Annotated in this window: 22 protein-coding genes and 1 tRNA gene; 7 read left to right on the top strand and 16 right to left on the bottom strand. The window is 59.1% G+C overall.

Features of this window, described 5'->3' with window-relative positions:
- Window positions 1-54: 54 nt before the first annotated feature.
- Complete coding sequence (locus tag AC1MEW_RS08430) at window positions 55-1,272, top strand: MFS transporter (protein WP_480426027.1); 1,218 nt, start codon at window positions 55-57, stop codon at window positions 1,270-1,272.
- 172 nt (window positions 1,273-1,444) lie between these two features.
- On the opposite strand, the gene ychF is transcribed toward AC1MEW_RS08430, so the two are convergent.
- From ychF to AC1MEW_RS08470, 8 genes are all read right to left on the bottom strand, one after another.
- Window positions 1,445-2,545 (bottom strand): redox-regulated ATPase YchF, encoded by a 1,101-nt coding sequence (gene ychF / locus AC1MEW_RS08435; protein ID WP_201206676.1) that lies wholly within the window; start codon window positions 2,543-2,545, stop codon window positions 1,445-1,447.
- Between the two features lie 22 nt (window positions 2,546-2,567).
- Window positions 2,568-3,152: an aminoacyl-tRNA hydrolase gene (gene pth / locus AC1MEW_RS08440; RefSeq protein ID WP_008153430.1), complete on the bottom strand. Its 585-nt coding sequence runs from the start codon at window positions 3,150-3,152 to the stop codon at window positions 2,568-2,570.
- A gap of 169 nt (window positions 3,153-3,321) precedes the next feature.
- Window positions 3,322-3,921: a 50S ribosomal protein L25/general stress protein Ctc gene (locus tag AC1MEW_RS08445; protein ID WP_201206674.1), complete on the bottom strand. Its 600-nt coding sequence runs from the start codon at window positions 3,919-3,921 to the stop codon at window positions 3,322-3,324.
- Between the two features lie 141 nt (window positions 3,922-4,062).
- Complete coding sequence (locus tag AC1MEW_RS08450; RefSeq protein ID WP_003208392.1) at window positions 4,063-5,004, bottom strand: ribose-phosphate pyrophosphokinase; 942 nt, start codon at window positions 5,002-5,004, stop codon at window positions 4,063-4,065.
- A 46-nt stretch (window positions 5,005-5,050) separates the two neighbouring features.
- Window positions 5,051-5,125, bottom strand: a tRNA-Gln gene (locus tag AC1MEW_RS08455).
- Window positions 5,126-5,161: 36 nt separating this feature from the next.
- A complete protein-coding gene (ispE, locus tag AC1MEW_RS08460; RefSeq protein WP_480427202.1) occupies window positions 5,162-6,013 on the bottom strand; it encodes a 4-(cytidine 5'-diphospho)-2-C-methyl-D-erythritol kinase in 852 nt (283 codons plus the stop codon).
- Window positions 6,014-6,015: 2 nt separating this feature from the next.
- Window positions 6,016-6,633, bottom strand: a complete 618-nt coding sequence (lolB, locus tag AC1MEW_RS08465) for a lipoprotein insertase outer membrane protein LolB (protein ID WP_201206672.1) — start codon at window positions 6,631-6,633, stop codon at window positions 6,016-6,018.
- 4 nt (window positions 6,634-6,637) lie between these two features.
- Window positions 6,638-8,362 (bottom strand): tetratricopeptide repeat protein, encoded by a 1,725-nt coding sequence (locus AC1MEW_RS08470; RefSeq protein WP_480426030.1) that lies wholly within the window; start codon window positions 8,360-8,362, stop codon window positions 6,638-6,640.
- Window positions 8,363-8,544: 182 nt separating this feature from the next.
- Between AC1MEW_RS08470 and hemA the strand changes: the two genes are divergently transcribed.
- The 6 genes from hemA to AC1MEW_RS08500 all read left to right on the top strand — a co-directional run bounded on the left by hemA (window position 8,545) and on the right by AC1MEW_RS08500 (window position 13,913).
- Window positions 8,545-9,831 carry a glutamyl-tRNA reductase gene (gene hemA, locus AC1MEW_RS08475; protein WP_201193495.1) on the top strand — a complete coding sequence of 429 codons (1,287 nt, stop codon included), beginning with the start codon at window positions 8,545-8,547 and terminating at the stop codon, window positions 9,829-9,831.
- Window positions 9,828-10,910, top strand: a complete 1,083-nt coding sequence (gene prfA, locus AC1MEW_RS08480) for a peptide chain release factor 1 (RefSeq protein WP_201206668.1) — start codon at window positions 9,828-9,830, stop codon at window positions 10,908-10,910. The genes hemA and prfA overlap by 4 nt, the downstream gene beginning before the upstream one ends.
- Window positions 10,911-11,741, top strand: coding sequence for a peptide chain release factor N(5)-glutamine methyltransferase (prmC, locus tag AC1MEW_RS08485; protein WP_201206666.1), 831 nt, complete (start codon window positions 10,911-10,913; stop codon window positions 11,739-11,741).
- Window positions 11,735-12,490 carry a molybdopterin-synthase adenylyltransferase MoeB gene (locus AC1MEW_RS08490; RefSeq protein WP_201206665.1) on the top strand — a complete coding sequence of 252 codons (756 nt, stop codon included), beginning with the start codon at window positions 11,735-11,737 and terminating at the stop codon, window positions 12,488-12,490. Before prmC ends, AC1MEW_RS08490 begins: the two co-directional genes overlap by 7 nt.
- Window positions 12,483-13,274 carry a glutamate racemase gene (gene murI / locus AC1MEW_RS08495; RefSeq protein ID WP_201206663.1) on the top strand — a complete coding sequence of 264 codons (792 nt, stop codon included), beginning with the start codon at window positions 12,483-12,485 and terminating at the stop codon, window positions 13,272-13,274. The genes AC1MEW_RS08490 and murI overlap by 8 nt, the downstream gene beginning before the upstream one ends.
- A 120-nt stretch (window positions 13,275-13,394) precedes the next feature.
- Window positions 13,395-13,913 (top strand): acyloxyacyl hydrolase, encoded by a 519-nt coding sequence (locus AC1MEW_RS08500; RefSeq protein ID WP_201206661.1) that lies wholly within the window; start codon window positions 13,395-13,397, stop codon window positions 13,911-13,913.
- Window positions 13,914-14,036: 123 nt separating this feature from the next.
- Here AC1MEW_RS08500 and AC1MEW_RS08505 read toward each other — a convergent pair whose 3' ends face one another.
- Genes AC1MEW_RS08505 through phrB form a run of 8 tightly spaced genes read right to left on the bottom strand, consistent with a single transcriptional unit; the run spans window position 14,037 to window position 20,845 of the window.
- On the bottom strand, window positions 14,037-14,342 hold the full coding sequence (locus AC1MEW_RS08505) for a YkgJ family cysteine cluster protein (protein WP_201206659.1): 306 nt from the start codon (window positions 14,340-14,342) through the stop codon (window positions 14,037-14,039).
- A gap of 53 nt (window positions 14,343-14,395) precedes the next feature.
- Window positions 14,396-14,899: a DUF2878 domain-containing protein gene (locus AC1MEW_RS08510; protein ID WP_201206657.1), complete on the bottom strand. Its 504-nt coding sequence runs from the start codon at window positions 14,897-14,899 to the stop codon at window positions 14,396-14,398.
- Entirely contained in the window at window positions 14,892-16,163 is a 1,272-nt protein-coding gene (locus tag AC1MEW_RS08515) for a class I SAM-dependent methyltransferase (protein WP_480426036.1), read from the bottom strand. The genes AC1MEW_RS08510 and AC1MEW_RS08515 overlap by 8 nt, the downstream gene beginning before the upstream one ends.
- Complete coding sequence (locus tag AC1MEW_RS08520; RefSeq protein ID WP_201206653.1) at window positions 16,150-16,965, bottom strand: DUF1365 domain-containing protein; 816 nt, start codon at window positions 16,963-16,965, stop codon at window positions 16,150-16,152. Before AC1MEW_RS08520 ends, AC1MEW_RS08515 begins: the two co-directional genes overlap by 14 nt.
- Window positions 16,962-18,209, bottom strand: coding sequence for an NAD(P)/FAD-dependent oxidoreductase (locus AC1MEW_RS08525; protein WP_322269634.1), 1,248 nt, complete (start codon window positions 18,207-18,209; stop codon window positions 16,962-16,964). Before AC1MEW_RS08525 ends, AC1MEW_RS08520 begins: the two co-directional genes overlap by 4 nt.
- The gene (locus tag AC1MEW_RS08530; protein WP_201206649.1) at window positions 18,206-18,988 is read right to left on the bottom strand and encodes an SDR family NAD(P)-dependent oxidoreductase; all 783 of its coding nucleotides are present in this window, start codon (window positions 18,986-18,988) and stop codon (window positions 18,206-18,208) included. Before AC1MEW_RS08530 ends, AC1MEW_RS08525 begins: the two co-directional genes overlap by 4 nt.
- Window positions 18,985-19,407 carry a nuclear transport factor 2 family protein gene (locus AC1MEW_RS08535; RefSeq protein ID WP_201206647.1) on the bottom strand — a complete coding sequence of 141 codons (423 nt, stop codon included), beginning with the start codon at window positions 19,405-19,407 and terminating at the stop codon, window positions 18,985-18,987. Before AC1MEW_RS08535 ends, AC1MEW_RS08530 begins: the two co-directional genes overlap by 4 nt.
- Window positions 19,400-20,845, bottom strand: a complete 1,446-nt coding sequence (gene phrB, locus AC1MEW_RS08540) for a deoxyribodipyrimidine photo-lyase (protein ID WP_201256976.1) — start codon at window positions 20,843-20,845, stop codon at window positions 19,400-19,402. Before phrB ends, AC1MEW_RS08535 begins: the two co-directional genes overlap by 8 nt.
- Between the last annotated feature and the right edge of the window lie 12 nt (window positions 20,846-20,857).

Below are 20,857 nucleotides of genomic sequence, written 5' to 3' on the forward strand. Positions count from 1 at the left end.
ATGGCACATTGGCGCACCTGCCCGTGTGCACCCATCTGCTGTACGGAAATTCTCATGGCTATCAGCAATGCCCAGACCGGCTCGACGCCGGCACCCGCGACTCCGCAAAGCAGCCCGCTGGTCATGCGCATCATCGGCGCCGTGGCGCTGGCGCATTTGATCAACGACTTGATTCAGTCGGTCCTGCCGTCGATTTACCCGATGCTCAAGGCCAACTATGGCCTGACCTTTACTCAGGTCGGCCTGATCACCCTGACCTTTCAACTGACGGCCTCGCTGTTGCAGCCGTGGGTCGGTTACTACACCGATCGCCATCCCAAGCCATGGCTGTTGCCGGCCGGCACCGTCTGCACATTGATCGGCATTTTAATGATGTCCCAGGTCGGCAGTTTCCCGTTGATCCTGTTGGCGGCCGGGTTGATCGGCATCGGCTCCTCGACCTTTCACCCGGAAGCTTCTCGCGTGGCGCGATTGGCCTCTGGCGGGCGTTTCGGCCTGGCGCAATCGACCTTTCAGGTCGGCGGTAACGCCGGTTCGGCCTTCGGTCCACTGCTGGCCGCGGCGATCATCATTCCCTACGGTCAGGGGCACGTCGCGTGGTTTGGGCTGTTCGCGGTGTTTGCTCTGTTTGTGCTCTATCGCATCAGCCGTTGGTACGCCAATCACTTGAATCTGTTCAAGCTCAAGCAAGGTCAGGTGGCGACTCATGGCTTGTCGAAAAACCGGGTGATCAGTGCACTGGTGGTGCTCGGGTTGCTGGTGTTCTCCAAGTATTTCTATATGGCGAGTTTCACCAGTTACTTCACCTTCTACCTGATCGAGAAATTCGACCTGTCGGTGGCCAGTTCTCAGTTGCATTTGTTCCTGTTCCTGGGGGCTGTGGCGGCGGGGACCTTCTTCGGTGGGCCGATCGGCGACAAGATCGGGCGTAAGGCAGTTATCTGGTTCTCGATCCTCGGCGTTGCGCCGTTCACGTTGATCCTGCCCCATGTCGACCTGTTCTGGACCAGCATCCTCAGCGTGGTCATCGGCTTCATCCTGGCCTCGGCGTTTTCCGCCATCGTGGTGTACGCGCAGGAATTGGTGCCGGGAAATGTCGGGATGATTGCCGGGGTGTTCTTCGGCTTGATGTTCGGGTTTGGCGGGATAGGCGCGGCGCTGTTGGGGCATCTGGCGGATGTTCGCGGGATCGAATACGTGTACTTCCTGTGTTCGTTCCTGCCGCTGTTTGGGGTGTTGGCGATCTTCCTGCCGAGAACCAAAAAGCTCTGAACACCACCGACCTGTAGGAGCGAGGCTTGCCCACGAAGCTTTTAGCGTCAGTGATGACGCCTTCGCGGGCAAGCCTCGCGCCTACAGGATTAGGAGTTGCCCGGATTTCAGGCACAAAAAAGCCGCGTATCAAACGCGGCTTTTTCTTGGGGGGGCTTCGTCTTGAAAAAACTTAGACGTTGAAACGGAAGTGCATCACGTCGCCGTCTTTGACGATGTAATCCTTGCCTTCCAGACGCCATTTACCGGCTTCTTTGGTGCCGGCTTCGCCCTTGTACTGGATGAAGTCGTCATAGGCGATGACTTCGGCGCGGATAAAGCCTTTTTCGAAGTCGGTGTGGATCACGCCAGCGGCTTGTGGTGCGGTGGCACCGACGCGGACGGTCCATGCGCGGACTTCTTCAACACCGGCGGTGAAGTAGGTCTGCAAGTGCAGCATCTCGTAGCCAGCGCGGATCACGCGGTTCAGGCCAGGCTCTTCAAGACCCAGGGCTTCGAGGAACATGTCTTTCTCTTCGCCGTCGTCGAGCTCGGCGATTTCGGCTTCGATCTTGTTGCAGACCGGAACCACCATGGCGCCTTCTTCTTCGGCGATGGCCTTGACGATGTCCAGCAGCGGGTTGTTCTCGAAACCGTCTTCAGCGACGTTGGCGATGTACATGACCGGCTTGGTGGTCAGCAGGTGGAAACCGCGAATCACCGCTTTGTCGTCGGCATGCATGGTTTTCATCAGCGTACGCGCAGGCTTGCCGAGGGTGAAGTGAGCGATCAGTTGCTCCAGCAGGCCTTTCTGGACCACGGCGTCCTTGTCACCACCCTTGGCGTTGCGGGCGACTTTCTGCAGTTGCTTCTCGCAGCTGTCGAGGTCGGCGAAGATCAATTCCAGGTCGATGATCTCGATGTCGCGTTTCGGGTCGACGCTGTTGGAGACGTGAATCACGTTCTCGTCTTCGAAGCAGCGGACCACGTGGGCGATGGCATCGGTTTCACGGATGTTGGCGAGGAACTTGTTGCCCAGGCCTTCACCTTTCGACGCGCCGGCAACCAGGCCCGCGATGTCGACGAATTCCATGGTGGTCGGCAGGATGCGCTTTGGATTGACGATGGCAGCCAGGGCTTCCAGACGCGGGTCCGGCATCGGCACGATACCGGTGTTCGGCTCGATGGTGCAGAAGGGGAAGTTCTCGGCCGCGATCCCGGATTTGGTCAGGGCGTTGAATAGGGTGGACTTGCCGACGTTAGGCAGGCCGACGATGCCGCAATTGAATCCCATGGTGTTTTCCCCGAGGAGTGAGTCAGGCCTTCTGGCTGTGCAGGTTTTTCATCGCGCGGTTCCATTCCCCGGCGAGGATATCCGGCAGCACGCCGAGGGCAAAGTCGATGCTGGCATCGAGTTTTTCCTGTTCGGCGCGTGGCGCACGACCCAGGACGAAATTTGAAACCATACTGGCAACGCCCGGGTGGCCAATGCCAAGCCGCAAGCGATGAAAGGTATTCTGATTGCCCAGTTGCGCGATGATGTCGCGCAACCCGTTGTGACCGCCGTGGCCGCCGCCCTGTTTGAGCTTGGCAACGCCCGGAGGCAGGTCGAGTTCGTCATGCGCCACCAGGATTTCTTCAGGCGTGATGCGGAAGAAACCAGCGAGTGCCGCTACGGCTTGGCCGCTGCGGTTCATGTACGTGGTGGGAATCAGCAGACGAACATCCTGACCCTGATGCGAATAGCGCCCGGTCAGGCCGAAATATTTGCGGTCCGCCACAAGGTTTACGCCTTGTGCATTCGCGATGCGCTCAACAAAAAGGGCCCCTGCGTTATGCCGGGTCTGTTCGTATTCAGCGCCTGGATTTCCCAGGCCAACGATCAGTTTGATGGCAGTCACGATAGGGGCCCTTCCTTGGAGTGGTGGATAACATCGCCGCAATCAGTGTGTGCGGCGAAAGTGGACGACAAGTGCTCATTTACCATTATGTAAACTCCGCGTTCTCGCCCGCTTTCTCGCTACGTTCTAGTCCGCGATGTTTCCGGTCACTCCGACGTGCCGAGTAAAATTACTCTGCAGCGCCTTCGGTAGCTTCTGGAGCAACACGTGGAGCGTGAACGTTGGCAACAGCCAGGTCGTTACCGTGAGCCAGAGCAACAAACTCAACGCCTTTAGGGGCTTTGAGGTCGGACAAGTGAATGATCGAGCCGACTTCGGCGTTAGCCAGGTCAACTTCGATGAATTCAGGCAGATCTTTCGGCAGGCAAGATACTTCGACTTCAGCGATAACGTGCGAAATCTCGCCGCCTTTCTTGATCGGAGCAGCTTCGCCAACGAAGTGTACAGGCACGGTAGCGGTCAGTTTCTGGCCAGCTACAACGCGTACGAAGTCAGCGTGCAGCACGTGGCCTTTAGCCGGGTGGCGCTGCAGAGCTTTGATGATTACGTTTTGCTTGGTGCCGCCAACATTCAGCTCGATGATGTGGCTGTAAGCCGCTTCGTTTTCGAGCAGTTTGGCAACTTCTTTAGCCAGCATGCTGATGGATTCAGGGGCTTTTTCGCCACCGTAAACTACAGCTGGTACCAGGCTTGCGAGACGACGCAGGCGGCGGCTCGCACCTTTCCCCAGGTCGGAACGCACTTCAGCATTCAGGGTAAATTCGTTCATTTTGTATCTCCAAAATAACCACATTCGCCCCAGCGGTTGCGACCAGCGCTAAAGGCGATATGGGCAAAAAAGCCCCGCCCCGACAGGAATGCCGGGGCGGGGCGCTTTTCGTCAACGAGACGTTCGAGAAGGGCAGGGCCCTTAGCGGAACATCGCGCTGATCGATTCTTCATTGCTGATGCGGCGAACCGCCTCGGCAACTACCGGCGCGATATCCAGTTGACGGATACGCGAGCAGGCTTGAGCAGCTGCGGACAACGGGATGGTGTTAGTCACCACCAGTTCGTCCAGCATGGAATTTTCAATGTTTTCGATCGCCCGACCGGACAGCACAGGGTGTGTGCAGTAGGCGAAAACCTTGGCAGCGCCATGCTCTTTCAAGGCCTTGGCCGCGTGGCACAGAGTGCCGGCGGTATCGACCATGTCATCGACCAGAATACAGGTACGCCCTTCGACATCACCGATGATATGCATCACTTCAGAGTGATTGGCTTTCTCACGGCGTTTGTCGATGATCCCGAGATCAACGCCCAGGGATTTGGCAACAGCACGTGCACGCACGACGCCGCCAATGTCCGGGGACACGATCATCAGGTTTTCGAAGCGCTGATCTTCAATGTCATCCACCAATACTGGGGAGCCGTAGATGTTATCTACCGGAATATCGAAGAAACCCTGGATTTGGTCAGCATGCAAATCAACCGTGAGAACACGATCGATGCCGACTACGGTAAGCATGTCAGCGACGACTTTCGCGCTGATAGCCACACGTGCGGAGCGCGGACGGCGATCCTGACGGGCATAACCAAAGTAAGGAATAACAGCAGTAATACGAGTAGCCGAGGAGCGGCGGAAGGCATCAGCCATCACTACCAGTTCCATCAGGTTATCGTTAGTCGGAGCGCAGGTCGGCTGAATAATGAAGACATCTTTACCGCGGACGTTTTCATTGATCTCGGCGGTAATTTCGCCGTCGGAAAACTTACCGACAGAGATGTCACCGAGAGGGATATGCAGCTGACGTACAACACGCCGAGCCAGATCGGGGTTAGCGTTCCCCGTAAAGACCATCATCTTGGACACGCGCAGTACCTGAAGGCTGAGGGTAACCTGGATGAGTATAGGAAAATGGCAGGGGCGGCTGGATTCGAACCAACGCATGGCAGGATCAAAACCTGCTGCCTTACCGCTTGGCGACGCCCCTGTATCTGTTGCAACGATTACCCAGTAATCGGTTCTTTTAGAGCAGACTTTGCAGCTTGCGATGCAACATCGAAACGTTGCTTCCCTTTGCTACAAACCCTGTAAGGGTCTCTGTCAGAAGGGCCGAGACTTTATCAGCTTCAGCTTTGCTTGGGAAGCCCCCAAACACACAACTTCCAGTGCCGGTGAGTTTTGCTTCGGTAAATTTACCTAACAAATTCAAAGCGTTACGTACATCTGGGTAACGTCTTACTACTACCGGTAAGCAGTCATTACGACTGTTTCCCTTGGGAACGGGGCGCACTTTAATGGGAGAAGAGTTACGTGTCAACAACGGATCTGAAAAAATTTCTGCTGTACTTACAGATACTTGCGGCACCAGCACCAGATACCACGGTTCTTCGGGGTCTACAGGGGTGAGTTTCTCCCCGACACCCTCGGCGAAAGCCGCGTGCCCGCGTACGAAAACCGGGACGTCTGCGCCCAGTGTCAGGCCCAGCGCGGCCAGTTGATCTTCATCCCAGCCCAGTTGCCAGAGATGATTGAGACCGAGCAACGTCGTCGCGGCATTTGAGCTGCCGCCACCGATTCCACCGCCCATGGGCAGGATTTTTTCGATCCAGATGTCGATACCGAGCGAACAACCGGATTGCTCCTGAAGTTTTTTCGCTGCTCGAACAATCAGATTGCTGTCGTGAGGAACACCCTCGAATTCGGTGTGCAAATGAATCACACCGTCATCGCGCACGGCGAAGGTGATTTCGTCACCGTAATCGAGAAACTGAAAAATCGTCTGCAACTCGTGGTAGCCGTCTGCACGGCGCCCAAGAATGTGCAGCATCAGGTTGAGTTTGGCCGGCGAGGGCAGCGTCAAGCGCGCAGCGGTCATGTTCACTGCCCCAGTTTGCGTGGTTGCCATTCCTTGATCACCAGCGTGATATCAAGGTCGGTGCCGTGCAGTTTGATCCGCTCGGGCAGCCAATAGCCGTTTTGTTCGGCGTAACTGAGGTACTCGACCTGCCAGCCATCCTGTTCAAGGCTGGCCAGACGGCTGTCGGTGTCCAGGGTCAGGCGACTTTTACTGTCAGGGGCCGGGAGCCCGCGAACCCACCAGGCCAGATTGGATACCGGCAATTTCCAGCCCAATTGCTCTTCAAGCAAGGCTTCTGGAGAGGTCGCGTCATAGCGGCCCTGGTTGGCGACTTCCAGCGACACTTTGCCCGGGCGACCGGTCAAGCGAGCAGCGCCGCGACCCAATGGACCGGAAAGACGGATGTCGTAGTAATCCTGTCGCTGCAGCCAGAACAACGTGCCGCTGCCCGAATCCTTGGGTGCGCGAATGCCGATCTTGCCGTTGATTTGCCAGCCATCAAGGCTGGTCATCTGCTGTTTGTACGCGTTCCATTGGACCGGGTTGCCCTGGCCCTGGACTGACTCGCGAGCACCGAAGCCCGCGCAACCGGCGAGCAGGGCGATAAAGCTGAAAACAATAACGTGGCGCAAAAACATAATCTTAAAGAGTCTCTGATCCGGTCAGGCGCTTGATGGTGCCGCGCAGGGTAGGGCTGTCGGGCTGATCCTTGAGGAACTTGCCCCAGATTTGCTTGGCTTCCCGTTGCTTGCCGTTGGCCCACAAGACTTCGCCCAAGTGCGCGGCGACTTCTTGATCGGGGAAGCGCTCCAAAGCCTGGCGCAGCAAACGTTCGGCTTCCTCGAGATTGCCCAGGCGGAAATTCACCCAGCCGAGGCTGTCGAGTACCGCCGGGTCTTCCGGATTGAGCTGGTGAGCGTGCTCGATCAGGGCCTTGGCTTCTTCGTAGCGGGTCGTGCGGTCGGACAAGGTGTAGCCGAGGGCGTTCAAAGCCATCGCATTGTCCGGGTCGCGCTTGATGATCAGGCGCAGGTCTTTTTCCATCTGCGCCAGGTCATTGCGCTTTTCCGCGAGCATGGCCCGGGTGTAAAGCAGATTCAGATCGTCCGGGTATTGCAGCAACGCTTGTTGCAGGACTTTCCAGGCCTTGTCGCCCTGATTGTTGGCGGACAGTGTCTCGGCCTCGATCAGGTACAACTGGATCGCGTAATCGGGTTGAGTATCGCGCTCGGCCGCCAGTTTGCTTTGAGCTTCGGCACTCTTGCCGTTGTTCATCAGGATATCGGCCTGGCGCAGTTGCGCTGGCAGGTAATCGTTGCCGGGGCCGACCTGGGCGTACTCGATCAGGGCGCCTAGCGGGTCGTTGCGCTCTTCAGCGATACGGCCGAGGTTCAGGTGCGCCGAGTCCACATGGCTTTCCCGGGCGATCAGGTCTTCCAGGTAACCCTTGGCCTCGTCCCAGGCCTTGGCTTCCAGGCATACCAGCGCCAGGGAATAACGCAGTTCGTCGTCTTCCGGATACTGCTGAACCAGGCTGGAGAACTCGACCTTGGCGTCATCCATGCGGTCTTGTTCGACCAGCATGCGGGCGTAGGTCAGGCGCAGGCGTTTGTCATCCGGGTATTTCTTGATGCTTTTTTGCAGCAGCGGCAATGCTTCACCGCCACGGTTGAGCGTTTGCAGCAAGCGCGCCCGCAACAGGATCGGGGCGATTTCGCCGTCGTCCGGCGGGTTGTCTTCGAGCAAGGTCAGCGCGCCTTTGGCATCGCCGTCCTGCTGCATCAGCAAGGCCTTGCCGAAAATCAACTGGCTGTTCTTTGGATGGCGTTGCAGCAAGCGGTCGAAACTTTTCATCAGGCCGTTGCGGGTGCCCTGGTCGGTGTCAGCCGCCGACAAGGCCAGAAAATCGAAATGCGTGTCGCCTTTGCCCTGCAGGACTTTCTCCATGTAGACCATGGAGTCGTCATAGCGCCCGGCACGCGCCAGTTGCACGGCTGCCGCCCGTTGGGCTTCGAGGTCGTCCGGGGCGTTTTTCGCCCAGATCAGCGCGGTATCCAGGGCAGCCTGATCGGCGCCCAGGTACTCGGCGATGCGGAATGCCCGCTCGGAGACGCCCGGATCCTGGGTGTTGATGGCCTGGGTCACGTAGTTGTCCAGCGCAATGTCGAAACGATTGCGTTGGCCAGCCAGTTCGGCGCTCAACAGACTGAAGACGGTTTCTTCACTGAATGAGCTGTAAACCTTGGGCTTTTCAGGGGCTGGAGTGCTGTCTTCAGTCGGCGGCGTACCGTCCGACGAAACGGGTGCCATGGCCTGGCAGCCGCTGAGGAAGACAAAAGCGAGGAGCAACGCGGAAGATCTATTCATATAGGAGAAGGACGACTAACCTGCGGTCGGATCATCATGACACAAGCCTTCGGCCAAACATAACCGAGTCTCAGTTGGTGCCTTTATAGAGGCAGGTGATTGGGACAATAGTCAGCGGTAGTTGTTCTGTCTCTGTCGAAGTAGGACAATTGCCGGCTTCACGTCACCATCAGCGACCTTGAATGGCCTTTCTTGCACTCGGTATTAACCACAAGACTGCTTCAGTAGACGTCCGCGAGCGCGTGGCCTTTACCCCTGAGCAACTGGTGGAGGCCTTGCAACAGCTCTGCCGACTCACTGACAGCCGCGAAGCTGCGATCCTCTCCACCTGCAATCGCAGTGAACTTTATATAGAGCAGGATCACCTTTCGGCGGACGTCATCTTGCGCTGGCTGGCTGATTATCATCATTTAAGCCTCGAAGAGCTGCGTGCGTGCGCTTATGTGCACGAAGATGATGCGGCAGTTCGTCACATGATGCGGGTCGCCTCCGGGCTCGATTCGCTGGTGTTGGGCGAGCCGCAGATTCTCGGCCAGATGAAATCGGCCTACGCCGTGGCGCGTGAGGCCGGCACCATCGGCCCGCTGCTCGGTCGCTTGTTCCAGGCCACGTTCAACGCGGCCAAACAAGTGCGTACTGATACGGCCATCGGCGAAAACCCGGTGTCCGTGGCGTTTGCCGCGGTCAGCCTGGCGAAACAGATTTTCAGCGACTTGCAACGCAGCCAGGCCTTGCTGATCGGCGCAGGCGAGACCATTACCCTGGTCGCCCGTCATCTGCACGAGCTGGGGGTGAAGCGCATCGTCGTCGCCAACCGGACGCTGGAACGCGCGAGTATTCTCGCCGAACAGTTTGGCGCCCACGCCGTGCTGCTCTCGGACATCCCGGCCGAACTGGTGCGCAGCGACATCGTCATCAGCTCCACCGCCAGCCAGTTGCCGATCCTGGGCAAGGGCGCGGTGGAAAGTGCCCTGAAACTGCGCAAGCACAAACCGATCTTCATGGTGGATATCGCCGTCCCTCGGGATATCGAGCCTGAAGTCGGCGAACTCGACGACGTTTACCTGTACAGCGTCGACGATCTCCACGAAGTGGTCGCTGAAAATCTCAAGAGCCGACAAGGCGCTGCCCAAGCGGCGGAAGAGATGGTCTCGATCGGCGCCGATGACTTTATGGTTCGCCTGCGCGAACTGGCGGCGGTAGATGTGCTCAAGGCTTATCGTCAGCAAAGCGAGCGCATGCGTGACGAAGAATTGCAAAAGGCCCAGCGCATGCTGGCCAACGGTAGCAGCGCCGAAGACGTGCTGGTGCAACTGGCCCGTGGGCTGACCAACAAACTGTTGCACGCGCCTAGCGTGCAGTTGAAAAAGTTGACTGCCGAAGGCCGCCTCGATGCGCTGGCCATGGCCCAGGAACTCTTTGCCCTCGGTGAGGGCTCGTCGGATAGCTCGGATAAAAAACCGCAATGAAAGCGTCACTGCTCAATAAGCTGGACATCCTCCAGGACCGTTTCGAGGAATTGACCGCTCTGCTTGGCGATGGCGAAGTCATTTCCGATCAGAACAAATTCCGCGCCTATTCCAAGGAATACGCGGAAGTCGAGCCGATTGTCCAAACCTATAAACAGCTGCTCAAAGTGCAAGGCGACCTCGAAGGCGCTCAGGCACTGCTCAAGGACAGCGATCCGGACATGCGCGAAATGGCCGTGGAAGAAGTCCGCGAAGCCAAAGAGCAACTGATCGAAATCGAATCCCGGCTGCAACGCATGTTGCTGCCCAAGGACCCGAACGACGGGCGCAACGTGTTCCTCGAAATTCGTGCCGGCACCGGTGGTGACGAAGCGGCGATTTTCTCCGGCGACCTGTTCCGCATGTATTCGCGTTACGCCGAGCGGCGTGGCTGGCGGGTGGAGATTCTCTCGGAGAACATCGGCGAGCACGGCGGCTTTAAAGAAGTCATTGCCCGGGTCGAAGGCGAGAATGTCTACGGCAAGCTGAAATTCGAATCCGGCGCGCACCGTGTACAACGGGTGCCGGCCACCGAATCCCAGGGCCGCATTCACACCTCGGCTTGCACCGTGGCGGTGTTGCCAGAGCCGGACGAGCAGGAAGCGATCGAGATCAATCCGTCGGACTTGCGGGTCGACACCTACAAATCCTCCGGCGCCGGCGGTCAGCACGTCAACAAAACCGACTCGGCAATCCGCATCACGCACTTGCCGACCGGTATTGTCGTCGAGTGCCAGGAAGAACGCTCCCAGCACAAGAACCGCGCCCGGGCGATGTCCTGGCTGTCGGCCAAGCTTAACGACCAGCAGACCAGCGCCGCCGCGAATGCCATCGCCAGCGAGCGTAAGCTGCTGGTAGGTTCCGGTGATCGCTCCGAGCGGATCCGCACCTACAACTTTGCCCAGGGCCGGGTCACCGACCATCGGGTCAACCTGACGCTGTATTCCCTCGACGAAATCCTCGCCGGTGGCGTCGATGCAGTGATCGAGCCGTTGTTGGCCGAGTACCAGGCCGACCAATTGGCGGCGATAGGTGAGTAAATGACGATCATTGCCAGTTTGTTGCGTGCTGCCGAACTCCCCGACTCGCCGACGGCGCGCCTGGATGCCGAATTGTTGCTGGCCGCTGCCTTGGGCAAGTCCCGCAGCTTCCTGCACACCTGGCCCGAGCGCATCGTGCCAAGCGAAGCGGCGCTGATGTTTGCCAGCTATTTGCAGCGTCGTCGCGGCGGTGAGCCGGTGGCTTACATTTTGGGGCAGCAAGGTTTCTGGAAGCTTGATCTGGAAGTTGCGCCGCACACGCTGATCCCGCGCCCGGACACTGAATTGCTGGTGGAAGCTGCGCTGGAACTGTTGCCCGCCACACAAGCCTTGGTCCTTGACCTGGGCACCGGCAGTGGCGCGATCGCATTGGCCCTGGCCAGCGAGCGTCCGGCCTGGAAGGTTACCGCTGTCGACCGTGTACTCGAAGCCGTGGCATTGGCCGAGCGCAATCGCCAGCGTCTGCACCTCAACAACGCCACGGTGCTGAGCAGTCATTGGTTCAGCGCCCTGGAAGGTCAGCGCTTTGAGCTGATCATCAGCAACCCGCCGTACATTGCGTCCGCCGATCCGCATCTGGTGGAAGGTGACGTGCGTTTTGAACCGGCCAGTGCCTTGGTCGCCGGTGTCGACGGGCTTGACGATCTGCGTTTGATCGTCGCCCAGGCACCGGACTACCTTGAAGCCGGTGGCTGGTTGATGCTGGAACACGGTTACGACCAAGCCGACGCGGTGCGTGATTTGCTGCTGTCTCGTGGTTTTGAAGAAGTCCACAGCCGCACCGATCTGGGCGGTCACGAACGGATCAGCCTGGGGCGCCTGCCGTGCTGAATGATCAGGAATTGTTGCGCTACAGCCGGCAGATTCTGTTGCAACACGTCGACATCGACGGTCAGTTGCGGCTCAAACAAAGCCGTGTGCTGATCGTCGGTCTCGGTGGCCTGGGTTCGCCAGTCGCGCTGTACCTGGCGGCGGCGGGGGTCGGCGAGCTGCATCTGGCGGACTTCGACACGGTCGACCTGACCAATCTGCAACGCCAGATCATTCACGACACTGACAGCGTTGGCACGAGCAAGGTCGATTCGGCGATCCGCCGTTTGAGCGCGATCAATCCTGAGATTCAACTGGTCGCCCATCGTGCGGCGCTGGACGAAGATTCCCTGGCCGCTGCGGTTGCAGCGGTGGATCTGGTGCTCGACTGCTCCGACAATTTCTCCACCCGCGAGGCGGTCAACGCCGCGTGTGTGGCTGCTGGTAAACCGCTGGTCAGTGGCGCGGCGATTCGTCTGGAAGGGCAGTTGTCGGTGTTTGACCCGCGGCGTCCGGAGAGTCCGTGCTACCACTGCTTATATGGTCACGGCAGCGAAGCCGAACTGACCTGCAGCGAAGCCGGGGTCATTGGCCCGCTGGTGGGGCTGGTCGGCAGCCTGCAGGCCCTCGAAGCACTCAAGTTGCTGGCCGGTTTCGGTGAGCCGCTGGTAGGTCGCTTGTTGTTGATCGATGCCTTGGGCACACGTTTCCGTGAGTTGCGGGTCAAGCGTGATCCGGGTTGCAGCGTTTGTGGGCCAGCCCATGCGTGAAGCGCCGATTGGCGTGCTCGACTCCGGCGTCGGTGGGCTTTCGGTGGTGGCCGAGATCCAGCGTTTGCTGCCCAACGAGTCGCTGTTGTATGTCGCCGACTGCGGGAATATTCCCTACGGCGAGAAAACCCCGGAATTCATCCAGCAGCGCTGCAGCGTGATCGCCGACTTTTTTCGGCAGCAGGGCGCCAAGGCGCTGGTGCTGGCCTGTAACACGGCCACCGTGGCCGGCGTCGCCAATTTGCGTCGCGATTATCCCGAATGGCCCATCGTCGGAATGGAGCCTGCGGTCAAACCGGCCGCTGCGGCCACCCGCAGTGGTGTGGTCGGTGTATTGGCTACAACCGGCACCTTGCAGAGCGCCAAGTTCGCTGCGTTGCTCGACCGGTTTGCCGCCGATGTGCGCGTCATCACCCAGCCATGCCCAGGCCTGGTAGAGCTGATTGAAAGCGGCGACTTGCACAGCGCGGCCCTGCGTCAGTTGCTTCAAGGCTATGTCGAACCGTTGTTGGCCGCCGGCGCCGACACACTAATTCTTGGCTGCACGCATTACCCCTTTCTAAAGCCGTTGCTTAAGCAGATGATTCCGGAGCACATCAGCCTGATCGACACCGGCGCCGCTGTTGCGCGGCAACTGCAACGTCTGTTGGCCGAGGGGCAATTGCTCGCCGAGGGACCTGCTCGTGCCGCGCAGTTCTGGACCAGTGCCGAACCGGAACATTTCAGAAATATCTTGCCGGTACTGTGGAATTCGTCTGGCGTTGTGCGAAGCTTCGACTGTTAGAGAAGATGCTGGGGCAAACGAGTAATTGGGGTGAACTTCTAATTAAGCGTCAACTTCTATAGCTGAGTCTGTGAGCTACAAAAAAAACCACACGAAATCGTTCGGAAAAGGATGTTTCTAATGAAGCGACTATTCTGTTTGGCCGCGATTGCGACCGCATTGATGGGGCAAAGTATTACCGCACAGGCGGCTGGCGTGGAGTTCGGGGTCGGCCAGACCAGCGATTCGACCATGACCTACCGCTTGGGCCTGCAATTCGATTGGGACAAGACCTGGCTGCAAAGTGACGTCGGTCGCGTGACCGGTTACTGGAGCGGCGCCTACACCTATTGGGAGGGCGACAAGACTCCCGCTGCCAGTAGCCTGTCGTTCTCGCCGGTACTTGTTTACGAGTTTGCCGGGCAAAACGTCAAACCGTATGTCGAGGCGGGGATTGGCGTGGCGTTGTTTTCACGTACGCAAATTGAAGACAACAACATTGGCGAGTCCTTTCAGTTCGAAGACCGCTTGGGTTTCGGGCTGCGCTTTGCCGGTGGGCATGAGATCGGGATTCGTGCGACGCACTATTCCAATGCCGGGATCAACAGTAATAACGGTGGTGTAGAAAGCTACGCGCTCCACTACACGATGCCGTTGTAAGCGCGGTCAATGTGGGAGCGGGCTTGCTCGCGAAAGCGATTTAACATTCAACATTTACGTTGACTGTCGGTCCGCTTTCGCGAGCAAGCCCGCTCCCACATTAGATCGTCGGTGATTTCGCTTTCAGCGATAAACCGACGTAATCCCCTGACGCTCTTCCATACACTCCGGCGACCCCGTCTCGAATTCCCGGCAGATCAGCGGCCGTTTTTCGTAGATGGTGCACATCATCGTGTTGCGATCCAGCGCTGCGCACCAGCCGTCATCCAGGCGCAACATCACTTCCCCGCCCCAGTCATCGGTATCGATAAAGCGTTCGGGCACGCCCGTTTCGGTGATCAGCATGACTTCGAGCTGGCAACAGCAGGCTGAGCAGGTCGAGCAAGTGACCGCCGGTTCGGCGATTTGCGTGTGGGGGATGGTTTTCATGGGGCGCAGTGTAAGGCAGTCGACCGATGCTGTGTGAAAGGCCTGACGGACGCTCAGTCGGGGTGATCCGCCGCCAGCCGCTGGGCCATGAAGTGCAGGGTAGGAAACAGCATCGCCCAGAGCAGGCCGATGCCAATCAGCGTCGGTACCTGGCCGTAGGGAAATTGCACCCCGGCCAGTTGGCTGCCGGCGTAATACGACAGCGGCCCACCGACGGCGCCCAACAGACTGGCCAGCCACCAAGGGTTGGCGCTCCACAGCAAGCAGTGGCGCAAAGTGGTCGCCAGCAGCGCCCACAGCAGCATCAGCCACAGCGGAATCAACGGTGCGACATCCGTAAAGTCGAACACTCCCAGCCAGCGCAACGAACTGTCGACGGTAGTGCCCAGCAGCACCACGCTGAGGATCAACCGGCCTTCATCGACCCAACGACTTATCCACAGCAGATGAATCACCAGCGCCGCCAGTGCCACTAACAGCCACAGACTATTGCCGCCCACCACGCAGGCAAACCAGCCGACCTGAAACAGCGCGGCATTGGCCAGACGTTCAAGCATCGAAACGGCCGAGCAATGGCGCTGGCATCGCCGCCGGTTTGGCCAGCAGCATTTGTGCGGTGCCGATGGTGCGCTCCAGGAAGCCACCTTCGCAGTAGCACAGGTAAAACTCCCACAGCCGCAGGAAATAATCGTCGTAGCCCAATTCGCCCAGCCGACCGTGGGCGCGGCGAAAGTTCTCATGCCACAGGCGCAGGGTTCGGGCGTAGTGCAGGCCGAAATCCTCCATGTGCAGCAGGTTCATGTCGGTATCTCGGCTGACGATCTCCAGCATCTTCTGCACGCTGGGCAAGGCACCACCGGGGAAAATGTAGCGCTGGATGAAATCGACATGGGTCTTGGCTTGTTCGTAGCGCTGCTCGCGGATGGTGATCGCCTGCAACAGCATCAAACCGTTGCTCTTGAGCAACTGCGCGCATTGCTTGAAGTAGGTCGGCAGGAAGCGATGGCCGACGGCTTCGATCATCTCGATCGACACCAGTTTGTCGTACTGCCCGGTGAGGTCTCGGTAATCCGAGAGCAGCAACGTCACCCGATCTTGCAGGCCAAGTGCTTCGATCCGCTGGGCGGTGAAGGTGTACTGCTCTTTGGAGAGCGTAGTGGTGGTGACTTTACAGCCGTAATGTTGCGCCGCGTAAAGCGCCATACTGCCCCAACCGGTACCGATTTCCAGCAAATGGTCACTGGGTTGCAGGGCGAGTTTCTGGCAGATTCGCTCCAGTTTGTTCAGTTGCGCCTGCTCAAGGCTGTCTTCGGGTGTGAGGAACTGCGCCGCCGAATACATCATCGTCGGGTCGAGAAACTGCTCAAACAGGTCGTTGCCCAAGTCGTAGTGGGCCGCGATATTTTTCTGCGAACCCTTGCGTGTATTGCGGTTCAGCCAATGCAGCCCTTGCACGAATGGCCGGCTGAGTCTGGCCAGGCCACCTTCCAAAGCATCGAGCACTTCAAGGTTGCTGACGAACACCCGGACCACCGCCGTCAGATCGGGCGAGCTCCAGTAACCGTGAATGAATGCTTCACCGGCACCGATCGAACCGTTGCTCGCCACCAGGCCCCAGACTGACGCATCAAGGATATGGATCTCCCCCAGCAGATGATCGCCGGTCGTGCCGAATACATGCCGTTCGCCGTCCTCGACCACCACCAGTTGCCCATGTTTGAGGTGCGCCAGTTGGCGCAGCACGCCCCGCCGCAACAGCGAGCCGGACAGGCCGTTGGTGCTGAGCAGGTTGGCTTTGGCCGAAATGCTAGAGGATTTCATGGCGGCGATCCTTTGGGGGAACGATGGCGGTTTGAAAGCTGCCATCGGCAGCCTGATGAGCAAAAATCGGTGCGCGCTTGAGCAACAGGCGAATGGCCTGCCAATAGATCGCCAGGCAGGTTTTCGCGGTCATCCAGGGGAAACGCCGCAAGTAACGGTGCAAGCTGTCGCGATTCAGGGTTTCGCGTTGCAGGCTGAGCGTGGCGTCGAACAGTTTCAGTTCGCCCTGCCAGTCAGCCATGTGCACCCCGAGCTTTTGCGCGGCGGGGCTGAAACTCATACGGTATTCGAGATCCCGCGGCAAAAACGGCGACACATCAAAGGCCTTGGCCACGGCGAAGTGCTGGTGGAAGTCCTGCAAGTCCACGGGGGCCTTGGCCGGCAACACGTAGTGATAACGCTCGCGCCACGGGGTGTTGGTGACTTCGCAGAGAATCGCCGCCAGTTGGCCATCGGCTTCGTGGCAATAGAAAAAACTCACCGGGTTGAACGACAGGCCCCAGCTGCGGGCCTGGGTCAGCAGGCAGATCGAGCCTTGGGGCGCATGGCCGATCGCTTGGCCGACCTGCTGGCGTACCGCGTCGATCAAACGCATGCCGGTGCCGGTAAAGGCTTTCAAATAGTCGCTCTCGCGAAACGAGAACGGTGCAAAACGACTGCTGCCCGACAACGGCGACAACCCGCGCACGGCGTCCTGTTCATCGAGGTCCAGGTACAGCAGGCCGATCCGGTAGCGGAATTCGTGGCGTCTGGGCGCAAACCGCCGATGGGCGATCCAGCCGCTGTAGAGGGCGCTGTTCACAGGGTTTCACCAAACGAGCGGGCAACGCGCAGAGCGCTGACCACCCCGTCTTCGTGAAAGCCGTTGGCCCAATAGGCGCCGCAATAATGAGTGTGCTGCGCGCCGTCCAATTCGTCCCAACGCTGCTGCGCGGCCACTGCTTTGAGGCTGTATTGCGGATGGGCATAGGTGAATTTGGCGAGCACTTTGAACGGGCTGATGCCGGCGCTCTGGTTGAGGCTGACGCAGAACGTGGTGTCGCTCCGAATACCTTGCAGGATGTTCATGTCGTAGGTGACGGCGGCCAATGCATGCCCGGCGCCGCCGAGTCGATAATTCCAGCTGGCCCAGGCGAGTTTGCGTTCGGGCAGCAGGCGAGTGTCGGTGTGCAGCACCACTTCGTTGTCGGCGTAGGGCAGGGCGCCGAGGATCGACTGTTCGGCGCTGCTTGGTTTGGCCAGTAGCGTCAGCGCTTGATCGCTGTGGCAGGCGAAGACCACTTTATCGAAGTGCTCACTGCCGCTGGCGCTGTGGATAACTACGCCGTCTTCATCGCGTTCGACGCGGGTCACCGGGCAGTTGAGGCGAATCTTCTCTTTAAAGGACGCGGTCAGTGGCGCGACATAAGCGCTTGAGCCACCCTCGATCACACACCATTGCGGCCGATTGCTGACGGACAGCAAACCGTGATTCTTGAAAAACCGGATGAAGAACTGCAACGGGAAACCGAGCATGTCGGCCATGGACATCGACCAGATCGCCGCGCCCATCGGCACGATGTAATGCAGGATAAAGCGCTCGCCGTAGCCGCCGGCTTTCAGGTATTGATCGAGGGTGGTGTCGGCGGCGATTCGTTGTTCTTCGAGGTCGCGCTGGGCTTCTTTGTTGAAGCGCAGGATGTCCCGCAACATGCCCCAGAACCCTGGCGACAGCAGGTTGCGCCGCTGGGCGAACAGGCTGTTGAGGTTGTTGCCGTTGTATTCGAGGCCTGAGTCCGGGTCGGTGACAGAGAAGCTCATCTCGGTGGGTTTGAAGCCCACACCGAGTCGGCCCAGCAAGCGAATGAAATTCGGGTAAGTCCAGTTGTTGAACACAATGAAACCGGTGTCCACGGCATAGCGTTGGCCATCGACGGTCACCTCCACAGTGTGGGTGTGCCCGCCGATCCAGTCGCCGGCCTCGAACAGGGTGATCTCGTGGCTGCGATTGAGCAGGTAGGCGCAGGTCAGCCCCGAGATACCGCTGCCGATGACGGCGATGTTCACGGCTGATCCTTGATCGGCGGATTGCTGCGCACCATGCGTTTGCCGATCTCCAGCTTCACCCGGTCGGGCAATTTCGAGAGTGGCCAGAGGGCGGCCATGAACAGTGCCGGGAAAGCGATTTCCAGTGGGCGGTTCTTCAGTTTGGAAAAGATGTGCCGCGCGGCTTTATCCACAGGCCAACTGAGCGGCATCGGGAAGTCGTTTTTCTCCGTCAGCGGCGTGTCGACAAACCCAGGGCTGACCACGGTGACTTCAATACCTTCGGGCGCCAGGTCGATGCGCAAGGATTCGAACAGGTAGCGCAAGCCAGCCTTCGAGGCGCCGTAGGCTTCGGCCCGTGGCAGCGGCAGGTAAGTCACCGAGCTGGCGACGCCGACCAGATGCGGTGCAGTGCCGGCGCGCAGCAACGGCAGGGCTGCTTCGATGCAATAGCTGCTGGCAAGCAGGTTGGTGCGCACCACATGCTCGACAATCGAGGCGTCGAACTGCTTGGCATCGACGTATTCGCAGGTGCCGGCGTTGAGAATCACGGTGTCGAGTGAGCCCCAGTCGGCGGCAATCTGTTCACCGATTTCGCGCACGGTCTGGCTGTTGGTCAGGTCGCCGGCCACCACCATCACTTGCCCCGGATAGCGCTGGGACAGGATTTTCAGTGGCACTACCGAGCGTGAACTGACGGCCAGATGAGCACCGGTTTTCAATATTTCTTCGGCGAGCGCGGCGCCAATGCCGCTGCTCGCTCCCGTTAACCAGTATCGACGTGGAGGTGTAAGGCTCATCCCATTCTCCTTTTCAGCCAGGCGATCGCCCGACCCAATACGGGTAGATGTTCATAAAGCAGTGCCCCGGCATCGAAGTAATCCCGGTGGCGATAAACCTTGTCGCGCCAGAGCAGGTGCGAGCAGCCGTCGACCCGAATCAACTGGCCGCCGGCCAGGCGCGGGTGACGGTAGCTCATGACCCAGCGCAGATAACCTTCGCCTTCGCCAATCTGGTCGAAGCTGTGAAAGTCGAAACGCAGTTCGCTGACATTGGCATAGAGCTCCTCAAAGTAGCTACGCAGCTGCACCAGGCCCTGAACTTCGTGCAGCGGATCAGTGAACTGCACGTCGTGGGTGTAGAGCTGATTGAGCCGTTGCAGATTGTCCTTGTTAAGGTCCGAAAACTGCTGGGCAAAGCGCCGCAGGAATTCACTCATACCCACCTCCGGCATCTTGTCGCGATGGCAGGTTCTTGAATGCCGCCAGCGCTCGTTGGCGAGAGGTACTGAGATTGACGATAGGCGATGGATAATCTGTAGCACCGAACAAACCGCCGACATTCGCCGGGTTGTGCACTTCTTTTTTGTTCAGCCCTGCGAGTTCCGGCAGCCAGTGCTTGATGAACACACCTTCGGCGTCGAATTTTTCCGACTGGCTCAGCGGGTTGAAAATCCGGAAGTAGGGCGCCGAATCGGTGCCGGTGGACGAGCTCCACTGCCAGCCGCCGTTGTTCGCCGCGAGGTCGCCGTCGATCAGGTGGCGCATGAAGAAGCGCTCGCCTTCACGCCAGTCGATCAGCAGGTTCTTGGTCAGGAACATCGCTACCACCATGCGCAGGCGGTTGTGCATCCAGCCGGTTTCGAGCAATTGGCGCATGGCCGCGTCGATGATTGGCAGGCCGGTGCGAGCCTCTTTCCAGGCCGCGAGTTCATCCGGCGCATCACGCCAGGCCAGGGCTTCGGTTTCCGGGCGGAACGCGCGGTGGCGCGAGACCCGTGGGTAACCCACCAGAATGTGTTTGTAGAACTCGCGCCACAGCAGCTCGTTGATCCAGGTGACCGCGCCGACCTTGCCGCTTTCGAACTCGCCCTGATTGCTTTGCAACGCCGCGTGCAAACACTGGCGCGGGGAAATCACCCCGGCCGCGAGATAAGCCGAAAGCTGACTGGTGCCGGGCTTCGCCGGGAAGTCGCGCTCGCTCTGGTAATAGTCGATTTGTGCATCGGCGAAGGTGTCGAGGCGGCGTCGGGCTTCGGCTTCACCGGCGGGCCAGAGTGTGATCAAACGCTCTTGAGGCGTTTCGAAACCTTCGACCCGGGAAGGGACTTCATCTCTTTCGACGCTCAACGGCGCTTGGACCCCGGGGGCGACTACGAGGCTGGGCAGTGAACGATGCAACCGGTCGTAGCAGACTTTGCGGAACTGGCTGAACACTTGGAAGTAAGTGCCGGTCTTGGTCAGCACGGTGCCCGGCGAGAACAGCAGTTGATCGAGGTAGCTGTAAAAGTCGATGCCTGCCGCCTTCAGCGTTTGGGCCACCGCTTCATCCCGGCGGGTTTCATGAATGCCGTATTCCTCGTTGACGTGTACGGCGTCGGCGTTCAACTGCTGACATAGATCCAGCAAAACTTCTGGCGCGGCCTCCCAGCGTGGCGCAGAGCGGATCAGCAACGGGATGTTGAGCTTGCCCAGCGCCAGGCTCAATTCAGTCAGGTTGCGCAGCCAGAAATCCACCTTGCATGGCGCGTCGTCATGTTCGCGCCATTGCTCCGGGCTCAGCAGATACACCGCCACCGTCGGGCCGCGCGCTGCGGCGGCCGAGAGGGCGGTGTTGTCGTGTAGGCGCAAGTCGCTGCGCAGCCAGATCAATTGCATGGTGGTATCCGT

The organism is Pseudomonas sp. ASL4, assembly GCF_056680395.1.

Bases quoted from the DNA above. Each gene is read 5' to 3' on its own strand.
- AC1MEW_RS08430 (WP_480426027.1), top strand. From the start codon at position 55: ATGGCTATCAGCAATGCCCAGACCGGCTCGACGCCGGCACCCGCGACT.
- ychF (WP_201206676.1), bottom strand. From the start codon at position 2,545: ATGGGATTCAATTGCGGCATCGTCGGCCTGCCTAACGTCGGCAAGTCC.
- AC1MEW_RS08445 (WP_201206674.1), bottom strand. From the start codon at position 3,921: ATGAACGAATTTACCCTGAATGCTGAAGTGCGTTCCGACCTGGGGAAA.
- ispE (WP_480427202.1), bottom strand. From the start codon at position 6,013: ATGACCGCTGCGCGCTTGACGCTGCCCTCGCCGGCCAAACTCAACCTG.
- lolB (WP_201206672.1), bottom strand. From the start codon at position 6,633: ATGTTTTTGCGCCACGTTATTGTTTTCAGCTTTATCGCCCTGCTCGCC.
- AC1MEW_RS08470 (WP_480426030.1), bottom strand. From the start codon at position 8,362: ATGAATAGATCTTCCGCGTTGCTCCTCGCTTTTGTCTTCCTCAGCGGC.
- hemA (WP_201193495.1), top strand. From the start codon at position 8,545: ATGGCCTTTCTTGCACTCGGTATTAACCACAAGACTGCTTCAGTAGAC.
- prfA (WP_201206668.1), top strand. From the start codon at position 9,828: ATGAAAGCGTCACTGCTCAATAAGCTGGACATCCTCCAGGACCGTTTC.
- prmC (WP_201206666.1), top strand. From the start codon at position 10,911: ATGACGATCATTGCCAGTTTGTTGCGTGCTGCCGAACTCCCCGACTCG.
- murI (WP_201206663.1), top strand. From the start codon at position 12,483: ATGCGTGAAGCGCCGATTGGCGTGCTCGACTCCGGCGTCGGTGGGCTT.
- AC1MEW_RS08500 (WP_201206661.1), top strand. From the start codon at position 13,395: ATGAAGCGACTATTCTGTTTGGCCGCGATTGCGACCGCATTGATGGGG.
- AC1MEW_RS08505 (WP_201206659.1), bottom strand. From the start codon at position 14,342: ATGAAAACCATCCCCCACACGCAAATCGCCGAACCGGCGGTCACTTGC.
- AC1MEW_RS08510 (WP_201206657.1), bottom strand. From the start codon at position 14,899: ATGCTTGAACGTCTGGCCAATGCCGCGCTGTTTCAGGTCGGCTGGTTT.
- AC1MEW_RS08515 (WP_480426036.1), bottom strand. From the start codon at position 16,163: ATGAAATCCTCTAGCATTTCGGCCAAAGCCAACCTGCTCAGCACCAAC.
- AC1MEW_RS08530 (WP_201206649.1), bottom strand. From the start codon at position 18,988: ATGAGCCTTACACCTCCACGTCGATACTGGTTAACGGGAGCGAGCAGC.
- AC1MEW_RS08535 (WP_201206647.1), bottom strand. From the start codon at position 19,407: ATGAGTGAATTCCTGCGGCGCTTTGCCCAGCAGTTTTCGGACCTTAAC.
- phrB (WP_201256976.1), bottom strand. From the start codon at position 20,845: ATGCAATTGATCTGGCTGCGCAGCGACTTGCGCCTACACGACAACACC.